The organism is Virgisporangium ochraceum, from assembly GCF_016863655.1.
GTDB classification, from domain to species: Bacteria; Actinomycetota; Actinomycetes; order Mycobacteriales; family Micromonosporaceae; genus Virgisporangium; species Virgisporangium ochraceum.
This window is the reverse complement of the sequence record NZ_BOPH01000038.1, coordinates 49,186-71,876: the sequence shown is the minus strand read 5'-3', so window position 1 is coordinate 71,876 and position 22,691 is coordinate 49,186. Positions and strand designations below refer to the sequence as shown.

Below are 22,691 nucleotides of genomic sequence, written 5' to 3'. Positions count from 1 at the left end.
ATCGTGGAGTAATGGTGTCGCAGATCGACCACATCGCCACAGCACCGCACGACCCGGCGCCCGGACCCCGTCCGATCCGATGGCGCCGCGGCAGGGTCGTCACGCTCGCGGTCGCCGTCGGCGTCGTCGCCGCGGGGGTTCCGACCGGCATCGCCTACGCCGGCGACATCGCGCACGGCGTACACGTGCTCGGCGTCGACGTCGGCGGCCGGTCCACCGCGGAGGCGGCCCGCCTCCTGGAGCGCAGGCTCGCCGGTCGGGTGACGGCGCCGGTCCAGGTCCGCGTGGGCGGCTCCGAGGTGACCTTCACAGCGGCCGACGCGGGCCTGACGCTCGACGCGCGAGCCAGTGCCCGACGGGCCGCCGACACCAGACCCGCGCCCTGGACGGCGGTGTTCGGCTCGCGCGACGTGGACCCGGTGGTGTCGCTCGATCTGGAGAAGCTGACCCGGATCCTCCAGCCGCACGTAGGCACCCAGGGCACCGCCCCGGTCTGGCCGGCGATCCGGTTCCCCGGTGCCGCGCCCGGCGAGCGGCCCACCGGCTCAGCGCTCACGCCGGTCACCGTGGCGCCGCGGGCGGGACGCGGCCTGAACCGCCACGCGGCGGCCGAGCGGGTGCGGGAGGGCTGGCTGCGGACGGCGCGCATCGACCTGCCGATCACCGACGTGACGCCGGTGACCACGGCGGCCGACCTCGACACGCTGAAGACCGACCTGGCGGAGCCGGCGGTGGCGCATCCGGTGACGCTGACCGTCGACGGCCGCGACGTCGAGATCACACCCGCGGCGATCGCGGCGAGCCTGACGATCGAGTCCGACGCCGACGGCCGGGTGGTGCCCCGCGTCGACCCGGCGAAGCTGCGCACGGCGCTGGCCCCGGTGCTCGCCACCGTGCAGACCGCGCCGACCGACGCCACCTTCACGCTCCACAATGGACAACCGGTGGCGGTGCCCGACGCACCGGGACGCGCCGTCGACTTCGACGCGGCGGCGAAGGCGCTCCTCGACGTGCTGGGCCGGCCGGCGCCGCGGCGCATCACGGCCGGCACGGTGCCGGTGCCGGCGGCGCGGACCGCGCAGACGTTGCGGGACCTCGGGATCGTCGAACTGGTGTCGACTTTCACCACGAAGATGCTGCCGGGGCAGGCCCGTAACCGGAACATCAAGCTGGTGGCCGACCTCGCCCGGGGCACGGTGGTGCCGGCCGGCGCGACGTTCAGCCTCAACAAGCTCACCGGCGACCGCACGCTCGCGAAGGGCTACCTGATGGCGCCCGTCATCGAGAACGGGAAGATCAAGAACGCACCCGGCGGCGGGATCTCGCAGTTCGCCACCACCGCGTTCAACGCCGGCTACTACGCGGGCATGGTCGACGTCGAGCACCGGCCGCACTCGTACCACTTCGACCGCTACCCGGCGGTGATCGAGGCGACGACCATCTACCCCGAGCTGGACATGGCCTGGCGCAACGACTCCCCGCACGCGGTGCTCGTCGATACACAGTGGACGGAGACCTCGCTGACGGTGAGCCTGTTCGGCACCAAGCGGTTCGACATCGAGACGGTCTACGGCCCGAAGACGAACGTGACCTCGCCGCCGGCGATCACGCTCGCGGAGGCCGACTGCAACGCGACCGACGGCATCCCCGGCTTCCGGCAGGAGGCGTGGCGGGTGTTCGAGCAGAACGGCGTCGAGCTCAAGCGGGAGCGGTTCGCCTGGACCTACCGCGCCGAGCCGAAGTTCACCTGCGCGCCGAGGTAGGCCGGCCAGCTGCCGTACGCGGTGATGTCCGGCGCCCCGGCCACCGCGTAGGCCTCGGCGAGGAAGCCGGTCACCGTGCGCCCGTCGGCCAGCTCGACGCTGCCGAGCCCCAGCGGCGCCGGGATCCCGGCCAGCAGCGCGCCGAGCCCGGCCGGCGGGATGCGGTGCAGCTCCACCTCCACCGCCGCGCCGTCCGCGGCGACGCGCACCAGCCCGGGCCGGCCGCCGGGCAACGCGAACAGGCGGTAGGCCTTGGCCGTCCACATCGGACCGACCGGCTCCGCGCCGCACGCCGCCAGCTCCGGGTGCAGCGGTTGACCGGTGCGGTGCGCGCCGACCACCGCGAGCAGCACCTCGACGCGCTCCTCGAAGGCGGTGGCGAGCGCGGCGAGGGCCGGGTCGTGGCCGGCCGGTGCGAGGAACTGCACCCCGTACGGCAGGCCGCCCGGCGTGAACCCGGCCGGCACGGCGATGCCCGCGAGGTCGAGCAGGTTCGCGAACTGCGTGTACCGGCCGAGGTGCGCGTTGGTGCCGATGGGATCGGCCGCCACCTCGTCGAGCGTGTAGGTACGGGGAACGGTGGGGACCATCAGCGCGTCGACGGTGTCCCACACCGGTGCGGTCGCGGCGCGCAGCGCCTGGAGGCGGTGCATCGCGGCGAACGCGTCGGCGGCCGTGTAGGTGGTCGCCTTCGTGAGCACCTCCCGGGTCACCGGGTGCACGCTGTGCGGGTGCGCGGTGACGAAGTCGCCGAGGGTGGTCCAGCGTTCGGCCACCCACGCCTGGTACAGCAGGCTTCCGGCGGCCACGAACGGCGCCAGGTCGACGGGTACGGGCGTCGCCCCGGCGCGTTCCAGCCGGGCCACGGCTGCGGCGAAGTCCGGATCGTCGAGGTCGCGGGGAACGCCGATCCGTCGCGGCGCGGCCGTGTGCGGGGTGAGGTGACGCGACCAGGGGTCGGCCTTCTCGTGACCGGCGACCACGTCGAGCACGGCGGTGGCGTCGGCGACCGTCGCCGCGAACACGCTCGGGCAGTCCAGTGACGGGCACGCCGGCACGACGCCGAGCGTGCTCACCAGTCCCCGCGAGGGCTTGAGCCCGACCACGCCGCACAGCGCGGCCGGCACGCGGCCCGAGCCGGCGGTGTCGGTGCCGATGCTGAAGTGCACCGCGCCGGTGGCGACCGCGACCGCGGAGCCGGAACTGGAGCCGCCGGGGATGTAGCGGGCGTCGAACGGGTTGGTCGGCGTGCCGTACGGCGAGCGGGCACCGGTGAGCCCGGTGGCGAACTGGTCGAGGTTGTTCTTGCCGACGAGGATCGCGCCGGCGCTCTCGAGGCGCTCGACGAGCGGGGCCGACACCGTCGGCGTGTAGGCGAAGTCGGGGCAGGCGGCTGTCGTCGGCAGCCCGGCGACGTCGATGTTGTCCTTGACGGAGAACGGGATCCCGTACAGCGGCGGCTTCTCGCCCGGGAACCGGCGCGGGAGGTCGTCGGCGGCCGCCAGCGCGTCGGCACGGGCGGTCCAGACGGTGTCGTCGGACGTGTCGAGCGCCTCGACGACCTCGCGCGGCGTGACACCGGTCGCGTAGGCGGCCCGCAGCCGCGCGAACGTCATCCACCCACCCCCGACACGTGTGCGCTCACGATGCGCCAGGCCCCGTCGACGCGGACCCAGGTCTGCGACTGGCGCCCCTCGACCGTGCTGTCCGGGTACGTGAACAGCGTGGTGACGACCGCGACGTCGCAGCCGAACGCGGTGATCCGGGTGTCGGTCAGGTGCCGGCCGGGCGGGAGGGGCGGCTGGGCCTCGCGCCAGGACCGCAGCTCGTCGGCGCCGTACTGCCGGTCGGCCAGCCCGTACCGCACCACCCGCCCGTCGGACCAGAACGCCTCGGTCATCGCGTCGACGTCGCCGTCGACGAGCGCCTTCTCGTAGGTGGCGAAGGCCGAAGCGACCTCCGCCACCACGTCGTCACGGTCAACGTCCACTGTGGACCGGGTCCTCCTCCTGCACGACCTCGGCGCCGTCCATCGCCGCCGGTTCACCGGGTTCGGGCACCCGCGGTTCCGGCCTCGACAGCGCGAACAGCCCGCACACCACGGCCACGAACAGGTAGCCGAGGCTGACCTCCCAGTTCGCGTTCCACTGCACCTTCTCGCCGTGGATGAGCCCGACGAACGACAGCGCCGACCCGACCGCCGCGAAGATGGCCGCGTTGACGAACCGTTTGTCGATGATGAACGCGACGATGGCGCCCAGCACCAGGCCGGCGAGGATGGCGCCGTGGCCGAGCGTCAGCAGCCCTTCGTAGACGACACCGGCGTTCTCCAGCGCGGCGTTGCCGACCTTGGCGGCGGAGCTGCCGGCCGCCGCGAGCGCGTTGTCTATCATCCCGGTGCCCCACGCCGCGAGGTTCGGGATGAACGCGGCCACCACGGCCGCGGCGTGTGCGCGCGGCGTGTGCTGGAACGCCTGGGCACCGATCAGCAGACCGATGTAGAGCAGGATCGGCACGATCGCCGGCAGCGGGAAGATGGCGCCCAGCAACCCGAACATGCCGAGGAAGCACAGCAGCGCGATCACGACGCCGGTCGCCATCGAGTAGCCGGTGCGGCCGCCGGCCGCCTTCCAGCCCGGGTGTCCGACGTAGACCGCCGGCGGGAACGGGGATCCGAGCGCGGCACCGATCACCGCGCCGGCGCCGTCGGCCAGCAGCACGCTTCGCAGGTTGTAGTTGTCACCGGCCGCCGCGGCGCTCTCCACGTTGGTCATGCCCTCGGTGAAGTTGTAGACGCCGAGCGGGATCGCGGTCGCCAGCAGCGGCGCGACGTCCCGGAGCCCGGAGAACAGCAGGTCGAGCTCGAAATTCGGCACCGCGACCGCGATGTCCTTCGCCGCGGCCGTGACGTCGGGCACCGACATCGCGCCGCCGATCCAGCCGATCGCGGTGCCGACGAGCAGTGCCGCGAGCCCGATCGGGAAGTTGCCCGGCAGCTTCACGTCGGTGAGCAGGCCCACCAGCAGCAGGGCGAACACCGGCAGCGCGACCCACGCCATCGTCCACATGCGGGCGGCCGGAAGCATCGAGATGAACGTGATGGAGATGCCGGCGAGCGTGCCCAGCAGCGCCGCCCGCGGCGCGTACTTCCGGATGTACGGCCCGACGAACGCGCCGATGAGCACGATGACGCCGATGATGAACGCCCACGCGAGCCCCGCCTTCCAGGCGGCGACGGCGTCCTGGGTCCTCAGGTAGATGGGCAGCATGATCACGAAGATCACGATGAACATGTGCGGGACGCTCGGCCCGTACGGCAGCGCGGTCACATCGGTTCTGTTCTCCCGCCGGGCGAGCCGCCGCGCGAGGAACGTGTAGTAGATGTTGCCGAACACCAGCGCGATGCCCAGCGCCGGCAGGATCGTCTGGAACACGCTGCGCTCGGGCAGGTGCACCACGAACAGGCAGAGACTCGTCAGCGTCAGCACGTTCACGAGCACGTTGACACCGAAGCCGAAGAACGCGTTCGTGTCGCCGCGCACCCAGTAGGCGAGTTTCATGACGCCCCTTCCAGAACCAGGGAGGACGTGAAATCGGTCGACTCCGCGACCCAGCCGAAGATGCCGCCCTGCGCGGCGACCATCTCCAGCGCGACCCGGTGGAACTCCGGGAAGTACGAGCCGACGCAGTCGGCCAGCACCAGGCACTCGTATCCGCGGTCGTTCGCCTCGCGCACCGTCGTGTGCACGCACACCTCCGTGGTGACGCCGGCGACGACGAGGCTGCGGATGTTCCGTTCGGCGAGCATCGCGCCGAGGTCGGTGGCGTAGAACGCGCCCTTGCCCGGCTTGTCGACGACCGGCTCGCCGTCGCGCGGGGCCAGCTCGTCGATGATGTCGTGTCCGTACTCGCCGCGGATCAGGATCCTGCCCATCGGTCCCGGGTCACCGATCCTCAGGCCCGGCCCGCCGCGGGCGAGCTTGGCCGGCGGACAGTCGCTGAGATCGGCGCTGTGCCCCTCGCGGGTGTGAATGACCGTGAGCCCGACGGCCCGGCACGCGCGCAGCAACGCCGCGGTCGGCCCGATGGTGCGCCGGAGCTGGGAGACGTCGTTGCCGAGCGACTCACCGAACCCGCCCGGCTCGAGGAAGTCGCGTTGCATGTCGATCACCAGCAGCGCGGTGGTCGCGGGGTCGAACTCGTACGGGGACGGGTGTGCGCTTGCGACTGTGGGCATGCCTTGTACCGCCTAGGTTGTTGCCGCGATGACGTCTGTCGAGGTGGAAACGCAGCCGAAGACGCCGCCCTGCATGGTCACCATGTGCAGGGCCGCGTCGTGGTTGGACTTGTCGGTCGCCCCGGTGCAGTCCGACAGGATGAGGCACTCGTAGCCCCGGTCGTTCGCCTCGCGCATCGTGGTGTGCACGCAGACGTCGGTGGTGATGCCGGTCAGGATCAGGTGGGTGACGCCCTTCGTGCGGAGCACCAGATCGAGGTCGGTCGCGTAGAAGGCGCCCTTGCCCGGCTTGTCGATGACGACCTCGCCGTCGACCGGTGCGACCTCCGGCACGATCTCCCAGCCCGGCTCGCCCTTGACGAGGATGCGCCCGCACGGACCGGCACCGCCGATCTCGGCACCGATCTGTTTCGAGCGCCAGCGCTTGTTCGCCGGAAGGTCGGCGAGGTCGGGCCGGTGGCCCTCGCGGGTGTGGATCACCGGCATTCCCGTGGCGCGCGCGTGCGCCAGCATCCGTTGGGTGGCCGGCAGCCCGGCCCGCGTCAGGCCGATGTCGTACCCCATCGCGTCGACGTAGCCGCCGGGACCGCAGAAGTCCGTCTGCCAGTCGATGCAGATCAGGGCGGCGCGCTCGACCGGAACGCTGCCGTCGAACGGCCAGTCGTAGGGGGTGGCCTTCACCGGACCGATTCTCATTCTGTCGATTGTCGACAGAATGGTTTCGAGTCAGGCCGTCGAATGTAACGCGCTCATGACGTGAACCTCACGGAATGTAGGTCTGCGCGCCGTGGCTCTCCAGGGCCGCGATGACCTGCTCCGGATCGCCACCCTTGAGCGCGGCCAGCACGTTCTCGTGCCGGTGCACGCCGCTCTCCCCGCCGTGCGAGTCGGCCTCCCGCCGCAGGTTCAGCGCCATGTACAGCTGGATCTTCAGCAGGACCGACCCGTGCGTCGCCGACAGCTGCCCGTTGCCGGCCAGGGCCACGACCGAGCAGTGGAACCGCCGGTGCGCGTCGGCCACGTCGAGCCGGTCGCCGCGCACGGCCGCCGCCCGCATCGCCTCCAGCGCCGTGACCACGCCGCTGAGGTCGGGCCGGGCACCCGAGAACGCCGTGTGGACGGCATACCGCTCCAGGACGTCGCGCACCTCGTACAGTTCCCGCACGTCCCGGTCGGACAGCGTCGCCACCCGGACCCCGCGCCGCGGCACGTGCTCGACCAGCCCCTGCTGGGCGAGCAGCCGCAGCGCCTCGCGCAGCGGCGCCCGGCTGATGCCGAACCGGCGGGTGAGCTGCTCCTCGATGAGCCGCTCACCGGGATCGCTGCCGCCGCCGAGGATCTCGCGGCTCAACCGCGCGACGGCGAGGTCCACCAGGCTGGCACTGGCCAGCTCCCCGTCCGGAGACTCGTCGCCCACGGCTGCCAGTCTGCCACCGCGCACCGGACGGTCAGGTGAGGTGGTCGGTGATCCAGGCGACCGCCTCGTCGAGATAGCGGCGGCGGCTGTCGATTCCCACGAAGTCGTGGCCTTCGCCGTCGAGGATGACGTAGCGGTGCGGCTTGCCCAGCCGGACCAGCGCCGCCACCAGTTGGTGGGCCTCCCGCACGGGCACGTTGGTGTCGCTCGCGCCGTGCACGATCAGCAGCGGGGTCGCCAGGTTCTCGATGCGCCGCAGCGGCGACAGGTCCATCAGCAGCCCGCGGTCGCGGACCGGGTCGCCGTACTTGCTCACGGCGCCGGCGGCGATCCAGGGCTCGGTGTGCTCGTAGAACGTGAGCAGGTCGGCCATCCCGCACACCTCGACGCCCACGGCGAAGAGGTCGGGGTGGGTCACCAGCGCGGCCAGGGTCAGGTAGCCGCCGTAGGAGCGGCCCATCACGCCCAGGCTGGAGCACAGGCCGGCGTCGTCGAGGTAGGCGGCGCACGCGGCCACGTCGGCGATCGCGCCGTGGCGGCCGGCCAGGTTGTCGAGGTTGACGAACGTGCGGCCGTACCCCGAGGAGCCGCGCACGTTCGGGGCGAACACGGCGATGTCGCGGGCAGCGAGCTGCTGGTAGATCGGGTTGTGGCCGGGCCGCTCCTGCGACTCGGGACCCGGGTGCAGGCTGATCATGGTGCGGTACGGCGGGTCGCCAGCCGGCCGGTAGAACCAGCCGGTCAGCGCCAGCCCGTCGCCCGAGACGAGGTGGTGCAGCTCCGGCGCGCCGACCAGGGACCACGACGGCCTCGGCACCACCGGCGACGTGTGCGCGGTCGCCACGTTCACGCGGTAGAGGGACCGCCGCGCCCCCGGCCCCTCGGCGCACACCACGAGCGTCCGGCCGTCGCGGGAGAACTCGGGGTCCGACAGCACGTCGCCGGCCGGCGGGGTCACCCAGCGCTCGATGCGGGTCACCGGGTCGAACAGGGTCAGCTCGCTGCGTCCCGACGCGTTCCACAGCAGCGCCAGCAGACCCGTCTCGCGGGAGACCGCGACGTGCTCCAGCTCGGCGTCGGCGCGTTCGGCGACCACCACCGGCTCGGCACCGGGTACCGGGTGGTCGCCGGTGACCGGCACGGCGATGAGCCGCGAGAACTCGCTGTCGTAGTCGGTACGGGCGTAGACCCAGGCCCCGTCGGGCGAGAACACCGCCTGCTCGGTGCTGCTGTCGTAGGTCCCCTCGAACAGCGGGCCCGCGACGCCGCTGTCGAGGTCGACGACGCGCACGCGACGACGGCCCCGCGGCCCTTCGCGCACCGCGGCGAACGCGCCGTCGCGGCTGACGTCGAGCACGGCGACCAGCTCGCCGCGGGTGAGCCGCTGACGCGCCATCGACCGCGGGTTGACGAGCAGCCCGCGCCACAGCTCGCCGATCTCGGTGACCGCGAACTGCACCGAGCCGCGCACCTCGACCCAGCCCGCCGACAGGATCGTGGTGGCGCCGAACCCGCCGGCCTGCCGCAGCCCCGTGCCGTCGGGGCGGATCAGCCACAGCTCGGTGCGGGGCGCGCCGCCGGGGGCGATCTCGCACGCGATCCACTCGCCGTCGGGCGAGTAGTGGACGGCGGTGACCGGGTCCTTCCCCGTGGGCAGCAGCGTGCCCGCCCACGGTGACGGGCCGCCGACGCCCGGCGGCAGCGACGGCCCGGTGACGTAGGCCTGCGGCGAACCGCCGATGTCGGACACGTACGCGATGCGGGAGCCGTCCGGGGACGGTGACGGCCCCCACGACCCGTTGCTCAGCTCGTCGAACTGCACGAGCAATCAGATACCACGGCGCCGCAGCCACAGTTCGAGCAGCCCCAGCTGCCACAGCGCGTTGGCGTCGAGCGTGGTGCGGTGCTTGTTCGGGTCGGAGAGAAGCTCGTCGACGTACTCGCGCCGGAACAGGCCGCGGTCGCTGGACAGCAGCGCGTCGCGCACGTCGTCGAGCAGCTCGCCGCTGAGGTGGCGGATCGCCGGCACCGGGAAGTAGCCCTTGGGCCGGTCGATCACCGCGTCGGGCACCACGCCACGCGACGCGGCCTTCAGCACGCCCTTGCCGCCCTCCGCGAGCTTCAGCCCGGGCGGGCAGGCGGCCGCCAGCTCGACCACCTCGTGGTCGAGGAACGGTACCCGCGCCTCGAGCCCGAACGCCATCGTCATGTTGTCGACCCGCTTCACCGGGTCGTCGACGAGCATCACGTTGCTGTCGAGCCGCAGGGCCGCGTCGAGCGCGGTGTCCGCGCCCGCCGCGGCGAAGTGCGCCTCGACGAACGCCCGGCTCGCGTCGTGGTCGGCCAACCACGCGGGCGCCAGCTGGGAGACCAGGTCTTCATGTGGACGGTCGAAGAACTCGCGCCGGTACGTCGCGAGGGCCTCGTCACGGGGGACGGACGCCAGCGGCGGATACCAGGAGTACCCGGCGAAGACCTCGTCGGCGCCCTGGCCCGACTGGACGACCTTCACGTGCCGGGACACCTCCTCGGAGAGGAGGAAGAACGCCACGCAGTCGTGGCTGACCATCGGCTCGCTCATCGCGTCGATCGCCCGGTGCACCGCCGGGATGAACCGGTCGGCGCTGATGCGGATCTGGTGGTGGTCGGTGCCGAACCGGTCGGCGATGAGGTCGGAGTAGCGGAACTCGTCGCCCTCCTCGCCGGCCTTGGCCTCGAACCCGATCGAGAACGTGGTGAGCCCGCTCTGCCCCGCCTCGGCGAGCAGCGCCACGATGAGGCTCGAGTCGAGCCCGCCCGACAGCAGCACGCCCACCGGCACGTCGGCGACGGTGCGGCGGTCGACGGCGACGCGCAGCCGCTCCAGCACGGCCTGCGGCCAGTCCTCGACGGACAGCGCGGAGCGCGTGTGGACCGAGCGCCAGTAGACCTCGTCGGTCACCGCCCCGTCACGGGTGATGGTGCGGATCGTCGCCGGCGGCAGCTTGCGGACCCCGGTGAGGATGGTGCGCGGCGGCGGCACCACGGAGTGGAACGACATGTAGTGGTGCAGCGCGACCATGTCGATCGACGTGTCGACGTCTCCGGCGGCCAGCAGCGACTGGAGGTTCGACGCGAACCGCAGCCGGCCGGCGGACCCGGCCAGGTACAGGGGCTTGATGCCGAGCCGGTCGCGGCTCATCGTCACCGTGCCGGTCCGGTGGTCGATCATCACGAACGCCCACATGCCGTAGAACCGCTCGACGCAGCGCGGCCCCCACTTGTGGAACGCCTTCATGATCACCTCGGTGTCCGATGTGGACACGAAGCGGTAGCCGTCGTCCTGCAGCTGTGAACGCAGCTGCTTGTAGTTGTAGATGCAGCCGTTGAACACCATGGTGAGGCCGAGCTCGGTGTCGGTCATCGGCTGCGTGCCCGCGTCCGACAAATCGATGATCTTCAGCCGGTGGTGGACGAACGCCGCGCGGTCGTTCGACCAGAACCCGTGACCATCGGGCCCGCGCGGGTCGAGGCACGGGCTCATCCGCCGCACCGCCCCCTGGTCGGGCGCCCGCCCGTCGAACCGGATCTCGCCTCCGAAACCGCACATGTGTTCAGGCCTCCATCAGCCAGGTGTCCTTCGAGCCGCCGCCCCGCGACGAGTTGACGATCAGGCTGCCGGCGGGCGCCACCCGCGTGAGGGCCGCCGGCGCGGTGCGCGCGAACGACGCCGTCAGGTAGACGAACGCGCGCAGGTCGACGTGCCGCGGCGCGAACGCGGTGCCGTCGAACACCGGATGCGTCGACAGGGCCACGGGCTCCTGCGCGATCCACCGGTGCGGCGCCGACTGGATCTGCCGCCGCACGGCCGCCAGCTCCTCCTCCGACGCCCGCGGACCGATGAGCACGCGGTCGCCGCCGTACCCGTCGACCGGCTTGCACACCAACGTCTCCAGCCGCTTCAGCACCTCTTCGCGCTGCTCCGGAACCCCGCACAGGTACGTCGGCACCTGCGCCAGCAGCGGCCGCTCGCCGAGGTAGTAGCCGATCAGCTCCGGTACGTACGCGTAGATCGCCTTGTCGTCGCCGATGCCGTTGCCGAGCGCGTTCGCGAGCGTCACGGTTCCGGCGTACACGGCCGCGAGGAGCGAGGGTCCGAGGGGACGCCCGTCGGCGCCGGCCGAGTGCAGCAGGTGGTCCTCGTCGACGCGCAGGTACAGCACGTCGACGCGGCGGCGCGTCCCGTCCCTGATGACGAACACGGCGCGGTCGTCGACGAGCAGGTCGCCGGTGCGCACCAGCGGAACGCCCATCTCCTCGGCCAGCAGCCGGTGCTCGAACCAGGCGGAGTCGCTCGGTCCGCTGCTCAGCACCGCGACCCCGGGGGTGTCGCCGGCGGCCGGTGGCGCGGCGGCGGTGAGCGTCTCGCGGAGCATCGCCGGCGCGGCGTCGACGTCGAGCAGGTTCTCCGGCGTTCCCAGCTCGGGCAGCACGGCCCGCGTGAGCCGCCGGTTCTGCACGGCGTACCCCATTCCGGACGGCACCCGCAGGTTGTCCTCGAGCACGTACCAGCCGGCACCGTCGCGTACGAGGTCCATGCCGCTGAGATGCGCCCGCACGACGCCACGCGGCACGAGCGCGCCGGTCGGGCTGAGCCCCGGCGCGCTGTCGACGACCCACGACGGCAGGATGCCGTCGGCCACCGCCTGCCGGTCGCCGTAGATGTCGCGGAGCAGCGCGTCGAGCGCGCGGGCGCGCTGGGTGAGGCCGCGCGTGAGGTCGGCCCAGTCGTCGGCCTCGATGAGACGGGGAACGAGGTCGAACGGGAACAGCCGGCTGGCCGGGTCGCCTCCGACCGTGAACGTCACGCCGCGGGCGCGCTGCTCCTCGTCGCGGTCCTGCTCGCGCTTGCGCAGGCCGGCCGCGCCGATCCGTTCGAAGACCTCCAGCAGCGGACGGTAGTCCTCGCGCGGCGCGCCGAACACCTCGTCGCCGTCGAGGCGGTAGCCCGACATCGTGGCGTAGCGGGCCGGACCGGTGGTCAGCGAGTCGGTGCCACGGGTGCGCTCGAGGAGCAGGTCGACCACGTCGGTGAGCCGGCCGCGGCGGTGGAACTCGCGCCGCTGGCGGTGCGCGGAGCCCGACCGGGCCAGCGCGGCGGCGAGCAGGTCGTCGATGGTGTCGCGGTCGCCGGTCTCCTCCAGGTACGGACGCAGCTCGCCGACGAGGTTGTTCAGCGCCTGGTGGGCCGGCAGTGGCTTGGGCGAGTTCGGCAGGTCGAGGAGGTCCCCGTCGAGCCCGGAGCGGGCGGCCCGCCACATCGCGGCCCGCAGCAGCGGCGGTTTGACACTCTTCTCCGGTTTGTCCAGGTGGTCGAGCGAGTGCCGGACCATCGCCCGGAACAGGCCGGCGATCAGCACCGCGTCGTCGACCTCGGTGCAGGCGTCGGCCACCCGGAGCTCGACGGTCGGTTTGTCCGCCGACGGCCGGATGTCGAAGTAGACCATCGCCTGGTCGGAGATGATCCCGGACGCGATGAGGTCGGCCACGAGCGCGTCGTGCTCGGCGGCCGTGGTGGCGCCGCTGGTGGCGCCCGCGGTGGGCCAGCGCTGCCAGACCAGCGCCCGCACGCTGGCGTAGCCGCTGTCCTCCCCCATCCAGTACGGGGAGCTGGTCGACAGCGCGAGCAGGAGGTGCATCCAGGGCACCACCCGGTGCGCCACGGCCACGGCGGCGTCGCGGTCGGCGACCCCGACGTGCGTGTGCATGCCGCAGATCAGCTGCTCACGGGCCAGGATCTGGTAGTCGTCGAGCATGCGGCGGTACCGGGAGGTCGGGGTGATCTGCAGCGCGTCCAGGTCGACCAGCGGCACCGACCCGGCCGACACGATGCCCAGTCCCGCCGCCTCGGCCACGGTGGTGGCCCGCTTACGCAGGGCGATGAGGTCGGCGCGCAGGTCGGTGAGGGACGTGTGCACCCGGCTGTTGCTCTCCACCACCGAGGTCTGCAGCTCGGCCGCGTACGTCTCGGCCGGAAGCCGCTTCAGGATGTCCCCGCCGCGCGGCACCAGTTCTCTCGTAGCCAGGTCGACGACGTGAAACTCCTCTTCGACCCCGATCGTCAACCCGTCGCTCACCCGGTTCTTCCTACCCAGGTGACCTTTCAAGCAGTCATGACCTCGGTTACAGCCCTGTTACCGAGGTGATCACGTCCAGGTCTCGGCCTCCCGGACCGACGCCGCGACGGCGGCGTCGAAGGCGGCCTGCCCCATGGTGACGGTCGTGCCGGACGCCGGTTGCTCGTCCCGTCCCATGTCGGAGACCACCACGACGACGTCTCCGATCCGGGCGACCACCATGAGTAGGGTGAAGTCCCGGCCGGAGAGGGTGTAGCCGCGCGTCAGCAGCAGCGAGCCGACGCCCGGCCGGTAGGACCCCGCCGACACCTTCTGGTAACGCAGCGTGAACATCGTGCTCGGGGAGTCGATGCCGAGCTGTCTCCGGACCGAGGGGCAGCGCGACAGCGCCGACTCGACCTCGGACACGTACCGGCCCGCACCGTCGCCGCTGTACCGGACGAGCGTCTGGCCGTACCGGAGCGACCGGTCGGCCGGGTCGGGGGCCACGGTGCGCGACCGTCGGGCGACGATCTGCGCGTCGCTCGCGTGGGTGGTCGACGCGCACGGCGCGGGCAGCTTCTCCTCGAACCACCAGCGGCCGGGTGCCCGGCAGGCGGACAGGTCGGTCGTGCAGGCGTCCTCCTCGAAGGTCACCGCCAGCCGCGACGCCGACGGCGCCGGCGAGGAGACCACCGGGGCGGGCGGGGTGATCACCGGCGGCTCCGCCCGGGTGGTGTACCGGTTGGCGACCACGGACCCGCCGATCAGCACGGCCACGGCCAGCACGGCCACGAGTCCGGTGCGCGTCCGGGCGCGCCGGGTGCCGACGCGTCGCAGCGCCGACGGCTGGGCGAGCACGACCGCGTCGGCGTCGCGCCGGGTGCTGGCGAGCAGACGGTGCAGGTCCTCACTCATCCCCGTCACCTCCCGTGGCGGCCGGCGCGAGCTCGGCCAGCAGCGCGCCGCGGCCGCGCGACAGCCACGACTTCACCGTTCCGACCGGCGCGCCGGTCTCCCGCGCGATCTGCTCGACCGACAGGTCGAGCAGGTAGTGCATGACGATCGCCTGCCGCTGCGCCAGCGGCAGGACCCGCAGCGCGGTCACCACCAGCACGGTCTCCTCGCTCGGCGGCGGCACGACGCCACCCGGCGGCGCCGCCGCGAGGAACGCCCGCCGCACCCCGAGCCGGCGCCACCGGTCGGTGGCCAGCCTGGTCGCCACCATGCGTAACCAGGCCTCCACCGACTCGTAACCGGTCAGCCGGTCCCACCGTTGCCAGGCCCGCACGTAGGTCTCCTGCACCAGGTCCTGCGCGTCGGCAAGGTCGCCGGTCAGGCCGAACACGTAGCGGACGAGCCGGCCGGAGGTGCTCCGGTAGAACTCGTCGAACTCCGCCGCGGCGACATCGCTCACAACTACAGGACACGGGCCGGCCGGCGAAAAGGTTGCGGCCGATCGGAGGGCAGCCACCAGGGGTGGTGACCAGGCACGATTGAGCCCCTGTACTCACGTCCCGCGCGCCACCTCCGGAGAAGCTGAACAGCATGACCGACCAATTACCGGGGGTGGGCATCACCGCCGTCGGCGCCCATCTGCCGGCGCGGGTGGAGACGACGGTGCAGTTGCAGCACCGCGTGCAGGAGGCGAGCCGGGTCCGGCTGCCGCGCGGCCTGTTCGAGAAGATGAGCGGCATCGTCCGCCGGCACGTGGCCGGGCCGGGCGAGTACGCGTCCACCCTCGCGGTCGCCGCCGCCGACAAGGCCCTCCGGAGCGCGGACCTCGACCCGCTCGACATCGACGTTCTGCTCTTCGCCTCGGCGTCGCGGGATCTCGTGGAACCCGCCACGGCGCACATCGTGCAGGCCGAGCTGGGGTCGAAGGCGCACGCGCTCGACGTCACCAACGCCTGCAACAGCTTCCTCAACGGCATCGACCTGGCGCGGTCGATGGTGCTCGCCGGCCGCGCCGGGCGGGTGCTGGTGGTCACCGGCGAGACACCCACGCGGGTGATGCGGCCGTCGGTGCGCAGCCTCGCGCAGGCGCGCGAGGCGTTCGCGGGGTTCACGTTCGGCGACGCGGGTGCCGCCGTCGTGGTCGAGGCCGTGCCGTCCGGCGGCATCTTCGACGTCGACACGGAGACGCTGTCGCAGCACTGGCGGGTGGGCGGCATCCCCGGCGGCGGGTCGCGGCACCCGCGCGGCGACGAGCACACCTACTTCTCCGGCGACGGGCGCGCGCTGCGCGGCGTCTTCGAGAAGGTCGGAACCGCGATATTGGACCGCGTGCGCTACCGCACGGGCCTCGACTGGCCCGACTACGCGAAGGTGCTCGTGCACCAGGTGACCCAGCCGTACCTGGAGCGCTTCGTCGAGGTGACCGGCGTGCCGGCGTCCCTTCTCGACGTGACGGTGCCCTCGCACGGCAACCTGGCCTCGGCGACCCTCGGTGTTCAGCTGGCCCGGGTGTGGTCCTCTTTGGACGCCGGCGACCGGGTGCTGTTCGTCGGCCTCGGCGGTGGCGTCAGCGTGATGACGATGGCGTGGCAGCGATGACCTCCCTGTGGGTGATCGTGCCCGCCTACAACGAGGCGGCCCGGATCACCGCGACGCTCGACGCGCTCGCGGCGCAGACCGACCGGGACTTCACGCTGCTGGTGGTCGACAACAACTCGCTCGACCGCACCACCGACGTGGTCCGTGCCTACGACCGGCTGCCGGTCGAGCTGATCGTCGAGCCGCACAAGGGTGTCGGCTGCGCGGTCGACACGGGTTTCCGGCACGCGATCGCGCACGGCGCCACGATGCTGGCCCGCACCGACGCCGACTGCCTGCCCCGGCCAGGCTGGGTCGCGGCCGCCCGCGCCGCCCTGGTGTCCAACCCCGGCCTGGTGGCCGGGCGTATCGTGGCCCGCCGCGACGAGCACGGCCCCGTCGGGCGCGCGGTGTTCCGCGTGGTGGTGGCGGTCGCGGCGGCGTTCGGCCGGCTGCGTCCGGCCAACCGCGGCACGCGGTACCTCGCCCCGTACCGGATGCACGCGGGTAACAACATGGCCATCACCGCCGCGCTGTACGAGGCGTGCGGCGGGATGCCGCGCCGCCCGTCGCCGACCGACCGGGCCTTCCTCAACCGGGTCCGCCGCACCACGGCCGTGATCACGCGCTGCAAGGCGATGGTGGTGGAGAACTCCACCCGCCGGCTGCGCGCGTACGGCCTGCGCGGCGCGGCCCGCTGGTACCTCGACCGCGGCAGCGGCGGGCTCACCCCGGACCCGCGCTGATGCTCACCGAACTGGCGGCGGCCCTGCGCGGCCGCGACTCCGACCGGCCGGCCGTGATCGGCCGGATCACCCGCGGCGAACTGGCGCTTCTGAGCGACCGCTACGCCGTGGCGCTGCACCACAGTGGACTGTCCACAGGGGACACCCTCGGGTTGGCGGTGCGGCCGGGCCCGCGCGCGCTCGCCGTGATGCTGGCCGCGCACCGGCTCGGCCTGCGCGTGGCGGTGCTCGACCCGTCCGCCGGCCCCGACGTCCTCGTCGCCCGCCTGCGGCTGGCCGCGCCGGCGCTCGTGGTGGCCGACGCCGCCGCACAGGCCGCGGCCGGGTGGGCCGCACCGGTGGCCCGCCGCGCCGGCCTGTCCCTTCCCCGGCTGCGCGCGATCGCGCCGGTGGTCACCGTGGGCCGGCGGCTGCCGGGTTGCGCGCCTTCTATACGGGACCGGGACGGAGCGCCGCCCGCGGCCTTCGACGGCGACGGCGACGCGCTGGTCATCTTCACGTCGGGCACGACGAGCCAGCCGCGGGCCGTGGTGCACACGCGGGCGAGTGTCGCCGCGGGGACGCGTGCGGTGGCCGACCTGGTGCGCCCGGCCGCCGGCGTGCCGGTCGTCGGAGGGACGCTGTTCGTGCTCGTCCCGGCGTTGGCGTGCGGGGCGCCGGTGGCGCTGCCCGCGCGGTCGCCGCGCCGCCTGGCCCGGCAGATCTCGGCCGTCCGGCCGCAGGCGACCTACCTGACGCCGCCGCAGCTGCGGGCGGCGCTGTCGGCCGGCGCCCGGTTCACCGGCTCCGTCTACAGTGGATCGGCCCCGGTGAGCGCGACCCTGCTCGGCCGCGTGGTGGCGGCGGGCGCCGCCGACGCCTTCGGCGTGTACGCGCTCACCGAGATCTTCCCGGCGGCGGTGGTGTCGGCGGCGGAGAAGACCACGTTCGCGGGCACCGGTGACCTCGTCGGCGCGCCGCTGCCCGGTGTACAGGCGAGCGTCGACCGCCACGGGGTGCTGCGGCTCGCCGCTCCCCAGGCCGCCGACCGGTACCTGGGCGAGGACCCGTTCCTGACGGTGGACACCGGCGACGTCGGGCATCTCGTCGACGGTCGCATCGTCCTCGGGGGGCGGGCGAAGGACATGATCCTGCGCGGGGCCGAGAACATCTACCCGGGGCTGTACGAGCCGGCGCTGCACGTGCCGGGTGTCGACCTCGCACTCCTCGTGGGCGTGCCGGCCGGCGACGGCGACGAACGGCTGGTGGCGGTCGTGCAGCCCCGGGCGGGCGCCTCGGCGCGTGCGGTCCGGGCCGCCCTGGACACGCCGCTGCGCCGGATGGGCGCCGCCCGTCCCGACGCGGTGCTCCTCGCCGATGTGCCGCTGACCGGCCGGTCGCGCAAGCCCGACCGCGCCGCCGCGTCCGCCTTCGCCGCCCGATACCTCGAAGGAGTGGCGCCATGAGCAGGCCGGCCCTGGGGCCGGCGTCGCCTGGACTGAGGAGCGCAGGGAGCGCAGCGACCGAAGCGACGAGGGAAGGCGACGCCACACAGGCCCCAGGGCCCGCGCCCGCGCAGGCGGGCGCATCAGGCAGAGCGTGGGGACGCGTCAAGCGGTCGCACGAGCGGTACACCTCGGCGAACGGCGACGCGCTCGCCGGTGCGCTCACGTACGCGTTGCTCATCAGTGCCGCCCCGTTCGTCGCGCTGGCCGCGCTCGCGCTCGGCGGGCTCGGCGTCAGCAGCGGTGCGATGGCCTCGGTGGCGCACCGGGCCGCCGGCGTGGTGCTGCCCGACAACGTGGCGGCGGCGGTCGACAGCGTGCAGCCCGGGCCGGGGCTGCGGCTCGCGCTGGTCGGTGCGTTGCTGTGGGGGTCGATGCGGCTGGTGCGCGCGTTGCGCACCGGGGTCCGGGCCACCTGCGGCCAGCCGGCCGGCAGCGGCAACCCGTTCCGGGACGCGGCCCGCGACGCCGTGCTCGGCATCGGCCTGCTCGCCGCCATGGCCGTCGCCGCCGCGGTGACCGCGTTCGCCGCTACCGGCCGGTGGTGGGGGCCGCTGGTCAGCCTGCCGGTGGTGGCGCTGCTCATCGCGTGGGCCACGGTCCGCTGCGCGTGGCGCGGCACCGGGCGCCCGGCGTGGCCGGCCGCGCTGCGCGCGGCGTTCGCGGCCGCGGTCCTGCTGCATCTGCTCACGATCGCGGCCGGCCCGTACTTCGCCGCGACCGCCGACCTGCACGCGACCGTGTACCGCTCGGCCGGCGCGATCGTCGGCGTGCTGGTGTGGTGCAACCTGGCCGCGCGCATCCTCTTCCGCGCCACGGCGTGGGCGTCGACGGCCGCGCCGCCCGACGGGGCCGTCGCGGAGAGGCCCGGCGACCTCTGGGTGGTCGTGCCGGCGTTGAACGAGGCCACCTCGATCGGACGCACGCTCGAGGCGCTCGAGGCGCAGACCGACACCGACTTCACGCTCGTCGTGGTCGACAACGGGTCCACCGACGGCACGCCCGAGGTGGTGAAGGCCTCCGGAATGCCCGTGGTGCTGCTGACCGAGGAGCGCCCCGGACCGGGTACCGCCGCCGACGCCGGTTTCCGGTACGCGATCGCGCACGGTGCCACGTACCTCGCCCGTACCGACGCCGACTGCGTCCCCGCGCCCGACTGGGTGGCGACGGCCCGCGCGACGCTCGCGTCGGGGGTCGAGTTCGCCTGCGGCCGCAGCGTTCCCCGGCCCGACGAGTCGCCGTCGTGGGCGGAGCGCCGGCTGTTCCCGGCCGCCGTGCGGCTCGCCGCGGTCTACGGCCGGTTCGCCCAGCGCGGTCGCGCCTACCGGACGCCGTACGTGCTGTGCCACGGTCACAACCTGGCGTTCACCGCCGACCTGTACCAGCGTTGCGGCGGCGCCACCGACACCACGCTGCTCGACGGCTCGGAGGACGTGGAACTGCTCAACCGCGCCCGCCTGTACAGCGACCGGGTCCGGCGGGCCGAGAACCTGGTGGTGTACAACAGCCTGCGGCGGCTGCGTTCGTGGGGACCCCGGCGCACGCTGCTCTGGTACTGGGACCGCCGCTACCGCCCGGCCGACGAGGCCGAGACCCACGTGCGGTTGCCCGCGTGAGGGCACGACGGCGCGACCGGCTGGTGTACCTGCTGTCGCATCCGTTCCTGTTCGCGCTCCTGGGCGCCACCCGGTTCGCGTCCTCGGTGCGGATCGGGCGCACGGTGCTGGTGCACGGCACCGACGGCTACGTCGACGGGCTCACCCGCGTGCCGCTCGACCGCACCGCGCCGGGCAGCACCGGCGGGATCGCCCGCGCGGCCGGCGGAGCCGACGTCGTCTTCGACGAGGAGGGTCCGGAGCACCGCTCCACCCGCCGGTCGGTGGGGCAGGCGCTGGCCGGCAGCCGCCTCGCGCCCGTGTGGCAGGAGGTGCTGCGGCAGCGGCTGCGGCCGCTCGGCACGGGCGGAACCGTCGACGTGGTCGAGGTGGCGGTGGAGCTCACGGGCGCCACGGCGGCGGCGCTGCTGGGGGTCGACGCGCACCCGGTCCGGTTGGCGCGGGCCGCGCGGCGGGCGGCGGCCGACGCCGCCCGCGACCACCTCCGGCCCGGGCGGCGTCCGCAGAAGCCCGGGCGGCGTCCGCAGAGGAGCGACGCGGCGCGTGAGCTCATCGAGCTCGCCGGCTCCGAGCGCGGGGCGATGCTCGCCGTCGCCGCCGTCAACACGATGGTCTCCGCGCTGCCGCGGGCGGTGGCGTGGTGCGCCGACGACGACCTGTGGTCCGCCGCGGCCGACCCGGTACGGCGGCCGGTGCTCGTCGACGAACTGCTGCGCGTGCTCGCGCCCAGCCCGCTGCTGCCCCGGGTCGCGGCCGGCGACGGCACGGTCGCGGGCCGGCCGGTGCGGCGCGGCGACCGGCTGATCCTCGTCGCCCGGCACGCGGCGCACGCGCACCGCCGCGGACCGTCCACGGTGGACCCGGCGCCGCCGAAGGTGGCGCAGCTGGTGTTCGGAGCCGGTCCGCACGCCTGTCCCGGTGCCCGCCTCGCCCGTGCGCAGCTCGCCGACGCGCTCGCGGCGTTCGCCGTGTACCGCCCGGTGGTGGTGCGGGCGGCGGTCGACCGGTCGGCCGCGTTGCCCGGATGGTCCACTGTGGAGGTCCGGGCCGGATGAGGATCGTCGTCACCGGCGCCAGCGGCTTCTGTGGCGCGGTCGTCGCGCGGGCCGCGGCCGCCGCCGGGCACGACGTGGTCAGCGTCGGTCGCCGTCCGGGGCCGGTGGGCGTCCACCTGCCATGGGACGCCGAGAGCGGCGACTACCCGAACCTCGCCGGCGCCGAGGCGGTGGTTCACCTGGCGGCCGCGGTCGGCGACCCGGGCCCCGGACCCGCGGTGGAGCGACGGTTCCGGCGCATCAACGTCGACGCCACCGCCCGGCTCCTCGACGCCGCCGCCGGCCGGCCGGTGGTGCACGTGAGCAGCGCGAGTGTCTACGCGCCGGGTGTCCACAGTGGACCGGTGCGCGAGGACGGCCCGATCGGCGACCAGCACTCCGCGTACGGGCGCACGAAGGCGGCCGGCGACCGGGTGGCCCTCGACGGCGGCGCGGTGGTGCTGCGTCCCCGCGCCGTCTACGGCCCCGGCGACCCGCACCTCCTCCCCCGCCTGCGGCGCGTGGTCCGCGGGGGCCGCGCCCTGCTGCCGGGGCCCGACACCCGGATGAGCCTGACCGCGGTGGAGAACCTGGCCGACGCCTGCGTGGCGGCCCTCGCCTGGCCGGCCGGTGCCTACAACATCGCCGACGCCCACCCGTACCCCCGTGACGCCACGCTGAAGGCGGTCCTGGGAGCGAGGCCGCTGCACGTGCCGGTGACACTGGCGAACACGGCCGCCGCCGTGGCCGGCGCGGTGGCGTCGAGGCTGCGCCGGTCTCCGACGCTGACCCGCTACGCGGTCGACCAGCTGGCACACGGCCTGGTGCTCGACCTGACCCGGGCCCGGGAGCAGGGCTACGAGCCGAAACGCACCCTGCCCGACTTCCTCTGGGACCGCACCGCGCCGTAGCCGCGGCCCCACGATGTCAACACAAGGTGGCCGCCACCGCGTGTCATACGCGTGATGTTCGACGAGTACGTCCGCGCCCGCGGGCCGGCCCTGGTGCGGCTGGCCTGGCTGGTCGCCGGCGACCGCCACCTCGGCGAGGACCTCGCTGGTACGGGCGCCGGTCTCAACGCCGTCCAGTCGACGGTAAGGCTGTACCCGGGTACCGGATGCAAGTGTCGTGCGCCAGGTCACGCTTATTGTTCCGACGGCTCACGTCGCGGCACGGTCACCAGACCGCGGCGGGTCACATCCGGGGTGGAAGTGACCCGCCGTGGCACGCGTGGTCATCGGGCGGCCGGCACCGGTGCCGGGTTCCGGTCGGATCCCGACGCGGTCCCCCGGCGGCTCGGCCACCAGGCGCGGTGGCCGAGCACGCTCATCACCGCTGGTGCGAGGACCATGCGGATGACGGTGGCGTCGACGATCACGGCGGTGGCCAGGCCCACACCGATCATCTTGACGAGGACCTCGTCGATGCTGGCGAAGCTGATGAACACCACCGACATGATGATCGCTGCGGCGGAGATGACCCGCCCGGTGGCGGTCAGCCCGGCGATGACCGCTCGGTCGGGGTCGCCGGTGTCCCGGTAGCCCTCCCGGATCGCCGAGAGGAGGAACAATCCGGCCGCGAGCACCACCCCGGCGATGACCCACGGCAGCCGCACCGCGACGGCGTCCGCTGCGTCGATCATGAACGCGGTCTGCCCACCGATGTAGGCCCGGCCACCGTCGGTGAGGATGGCGGGGGCGATGATCTCGCGGATGTGGTGGACAGGTCGGTCACCTCGGCGTCCTGCGGTGCGTGCCGCGGAAT

The 22,691-nt window shown here is 73.6% G+C and carries 19 protein-coding genes; 7 read left to right on the top strand and 12 right to left on the bottom strand.

The genetic code is table 11. The annotated features are described in order from the left end of the window. The first annotated feature begins 11 nt into the window (after positions 1-11). Positions 12-1,763, top strand: a complete 1,752-nt coding sequence (locus tag Voc01_RS15880) for a VanW family protein (RefSeq protein ID WP_203928192.1) — start codon at positions 12-14, stop codon at positions 1,761-1,763. Here the strand turns inward: Voc01_RS15880 and atzF are convergent. The 11 genes from atzF to Voc01_RS15825 all read right to left on the bottom strand — a co-directional run bounded on the left by atzF (position 1,724) and on the right by Voc01_RS15825 (position 14,929). Continuing rightward, positions 1,724-3,379: an allophanate hydrolase gene (gene atzF / locus Voc01_RS15875; protein WP_203928191.1), complete on the bottom strand. Its 1,656-nt coding sequence runs from the start codon at positions 3,377-3,379 to the stop codon at positions 1,724-1,726. The two genes, Voc01_RS15880 and atzF, sit on opposite strands and share 40 nt — an antisense overlap. Further along, a complete protein-coding gene (locus tag Voc01_RS15870; protein ID WP_203928190.1) occupies positions 3,376-3,753 on the bottom strand; it encodes an AtzH-like domain-containing protein in 378 nt (125 codons plus the stop codon). Before Voc01_RS15870 ends, atzF begins: the two co-directional genes overlap by 4 nt. After that, the gene (locus tag Voc01_RS15865; protein ID WP_203928189.1) at positions 3,743-5,323 is read right to left on the bottom strand and encodes a regulator; all 1,581 of its coding nucleotides are present in this window, start codon (positions 5,321-5,323) and stop codon (positions 3,743-3,745) included. The genes Voc01_RS15870 and Voc01_RS15865 overlap by 11 nt, the downstream gene beginning before the upstream one ends. Further along, the gene (locus tag Voc01_RS15860; RefSeq protein WP_203928188.1) at positions 5,320-6,000 is read right to left on the bottom strand and encodes a cysteine hydrolase family protein; all 681 of its coding nucleotides are present in this window, start codon (positions 5,998-6,000) and stop codon (positions 5,320-5,322) included. Before Voc01_RS15860 ends, Voc01_RS15865 begins: the two co-directional genes overlap by 4 nt. A 12-nt stretch (positions 6,001-6,012) precedes the next feature. After that, positions 6,013-6,696 carry a biuret amidohydrolase gene (gene biuH, locus Voc01_RS15855; protein ID WP_203928187.1) on the bottom strand — a complete coding sequence of 228 codons (684 nt, stop codon included), beginning with the start codon at positions 6,694-6,696 and terminating at the stop codon, positions 6,013-6,015. Positions 6,697-6,763: 67 nt separating this feature from the next. Further along, complete coding sequence (locus tag Voc01_RS15850; protein ID WP_239160229.1) at positions 6,764-7,417, bottom strand: GntR family transcriptional regulator; 654 nt, start codon at positions 7,415-7,417, stop codon at positions 6,764-6,766. Positions 7,418-7,448: 31 nt separating this feature from the next. After that, positions 7,449-9,239: a S9 family peptidase gene (locus Voc01_RS15845; protein ID WP_203928186.1), complete on the bottom strand. Its 1,791-nt coding sequence runs from the start codon at positions 9,237-9,239 to the stop codon at positions 7,449-7,451. A 6-nt stretch (positions 9,240-9,245) separates the two neighbouring features. After that, positions 9,246-11,006, bottom strand: coding sequence for an N-acetylglutaminylglutamine amidotransferase (locus tag Voc01_RS15840; RefSeq protein WP_203928185.1), 1,761 nt, complete (start codon positions 11,004-11,006; stop codon positions 9,246-9,248). Between the two features lie 4 nt (positions 11,007-11,010). Beyond that, on the bottom strand, positions 11,011-13,533 hold the full coding sequence (locus tag Voc01_RS15835) for a carboxylate--amine ligase/circularly permuted type 2 ATP-grasp protein (protein WP_203928184.1): 2,523 nt from the start codon (positions 13,531-13,533) through the stop codon (positions 11,011-11,013). A 69-nt stretch (positions 13,534-13,602) separates the two neighbouring features. Continuing rightward, positions 13,603-14,430 carry a hypothetical protein gene (locus tag Voc01_RS15830; RefSeq protein ID WP_203928183.1) on the bottom strand — a complete coding sequence of 276 codons (828 nt, stop codon included), beginning with the start codon at positions 14,428-14,430 and terminating at the stop codon, positions 13,603-13,605. Beyond that, on the bottom strand, positions 14,423-14,929 hold the full coding sequence (locus tag Voc01_RS15825) for a SigE family RNA polymerase sigma factor (protein WP_203928182.1): 507 nt from the start codon (positions 14,927-14,929) through the stop codon (positions 14,423-14,425). Before Voc01_RS15825 ends, Voc01_RS15830 begins: the two co-directional genes overlap by 8 nt. A 131-nt stretch (positions 14,930-15,060) precedes the next feature. Between Voc01_RS15825 and Voc01_RS15820 the strand changes: the two genes are divergently transcribed. The 6 genes from Voc01_RS15820 to Voc01_RS15795 are packed head-to-tail and all read left to right on the top strand — an operon-like array spanning position 15,061 to position 21,838. Next, positions 15,061-16,068, top strand: coding sequence for a 3-oxoacyl-ACP synthase III family protein (locus tag Voc01_RS15820; protein WP_203928181.1), 1,008 nt, complete (start codon positions 15,061-15,063; stop codon positions 16,066-16,068). Then, entirely contained in the window at positions 16,065-16,793 is a 729-nt protein-coding gene (locus Voc01_RS15815) for a glycosyltransferase family A protein (RefSeq protein ID WP_203928180.1), read from the top strand. The genes Voc01_RS15820 and Voc01_RS15815 overlap by 4 nt, the downstream gene beginning before the upstream one ends. Further along, complete coding sequence (locus tag Voc01_RS15810) at positions 16,793-18,238, top strand: class I adenylate-forming enzyme family protein (protein ID WP_203928179.1); 1,446 nt, start codon at positions 16,793-16,795, stop codon at positions 18,236-18,238. The genes Voc01_RS15815 and Voc01_RS15810 overlap by 1 nt, the downstream gene beginning before the upstream one ends. Continuing rightward, complete coding sequence (locus tag Voc01_RS15805; RefSeq protein WP_203928178.1) at positions 18,235-19,893, top strand: YhjD/YihY/BrkB family envelope integrity protein; 1,659 nt, start codon at positions 18,235-18,237, stop codon at positions 19,891-19,893. The genes Voc01_RS15810 and Voc01_RS15805 overlap by 4 nt, the downstream gene beginning before the upstream one ends. Beyond that, positions 19,890-20,948, top strand: coding sequence for a cytochrome P450 (locus tag Voc01_RS15800; RefSeq protein ID WP_203928177.1), 1,059 nt, complete (start codon positions 19,890-19,892; stop codon positions 20,946-20,948). The genes Voc01_RS15805 and Voc01_RS15800 overlap by 4 nt, the downstream gene beginning before the upstream one ends. Further along, complete coding sequence (locus Voc01_RS15795; protein WP_203928176.1) at positions 20,945-21,838, top strand: NAD-dependent epimerase/dehydratase family protein; 894 nt, start codon at positions 20,945-20,947, stop codon at positions 21,836-21,838. The genes Voc01_RS15800 and Voc01_RS15795 overlap by 4 nt, the downstream gene beginning before the upstream one ends. Before the next feature lie 323 nt (positions 21,839-22,161). Here the strand turns inward: Voc01_RS15795 and Voc01_RS15790 are convergent, their stop codons facing one another. Beyond that, entirely contained in the window at positions 22,162-22,569 is a 408-nt protein-coding gene (locus tag Voc01_RS15790; RefSeq protein ID WP_203928175.1) for an MMPL family transporter, read from the bottom strand. Positions 22,570-22,691 lie beyond the last annotated feature (122 nt).

What these genes read in the sequence shown, in the direction of transcription:
- Voc01_RS15880 (WP_203928192.1), top strand. Translation starts at nt 12, where the DNA reads ATGGTGTCGCAGATCGACCACATCGCCACAGCACCGCACGACCCGGCG.
- atzF (WP_203928191.1), bottom strand. Translation starts at nt 3,379, where the DNA reads ATGACGTTCGCGCGGCTGCGGGCCGCCTACGCGACCGGTGTCACGCCG.
- Voc01_RS15865 (WP_203928189.1), bottom strand. Translation starts at nt 5,323, where the DNA reads ATGAAACTCGCCTACTGGGTGCGCGGCGACACGAACGCGTTCTTCGGC.
- Voc01_RS15860 (WP_203928188.1), bottom strand. Translation starts at nt 6,000, where the DNA reads ATGCCCACAGTCGCAAGCGCACACCCGTCCCCGTACGAGTTCGACCCC.
- biuH (WP_203928187.1), bottom strand. Translation starts at nt 6,696, where the DNA reads ATGAGAATCGGTCCGGTGAAGGCCACCCCCTACGACTGGCCGTTCGAC.
- Voc01_RS15840 (WP_203928185.1), bottom strand. Translation starts at nt 11,006, where the DNA reads ATGTGCGGTTTCGGAGGCGAGATCCGGTTCGACGGGCGGGCGCCCGAC.
- Voc01_RS15830 (WP_203928183.1), bottom strand. Translation starts at nt 14,430, where the DNA reads ATGAGTGAGGACCTGCACCGTCTGCTCGCCAGCACCCGGCGCGACGCC.
- Voc01_RS15820 (WP_203928181.1), top strand. Translation starts at nt 15,061, where the DNA reads ATGACCGACCAATTACCGGGGGTGGGCATCACCGCCGTCGGCGCCCAT.
- Voc01_RS15815 (WP_203928180.1), top strand. Translation starts at nt 16,065, where the DNA reads ATGACCTCCCTGTGGGTGATCGTGCCCGCCTACAACGAGGCGGCCCGG.
- Voc01_RS15810 (WP_203928179.1), top strand. Translation starts at nt 16,793, where the DNA reads ATGCTCACCGAACTGGCGGCGGCCCTGCGCGGCCGCGACTCCGACCGG.
- Voc01_RS15805 (WP_203928178.1), top strand. Translation starts at nt 18,235, where the DNA reads ATGAGCAGGCCGGCCCTGGGGCCGGCGTCGCCTGGACTGAGGAGCGCA.
- Voc01_RS15795 (WP_203928176.1), top strand. Translation starts at nt 20,945, where the DNA reads ATGAGGATCGTCGTCACCGGCGCCAGCGGCTTCTGTGGCGCGGTCGTC.
- Voc01_RS15790 (WP_203928175.1), bottom strand. Translation starts at nt 22,569, where the DNA reads ATGATCGACGCAGCGGACGCCGTCGCGGTGCGGCTGCCGTGGGTCATC.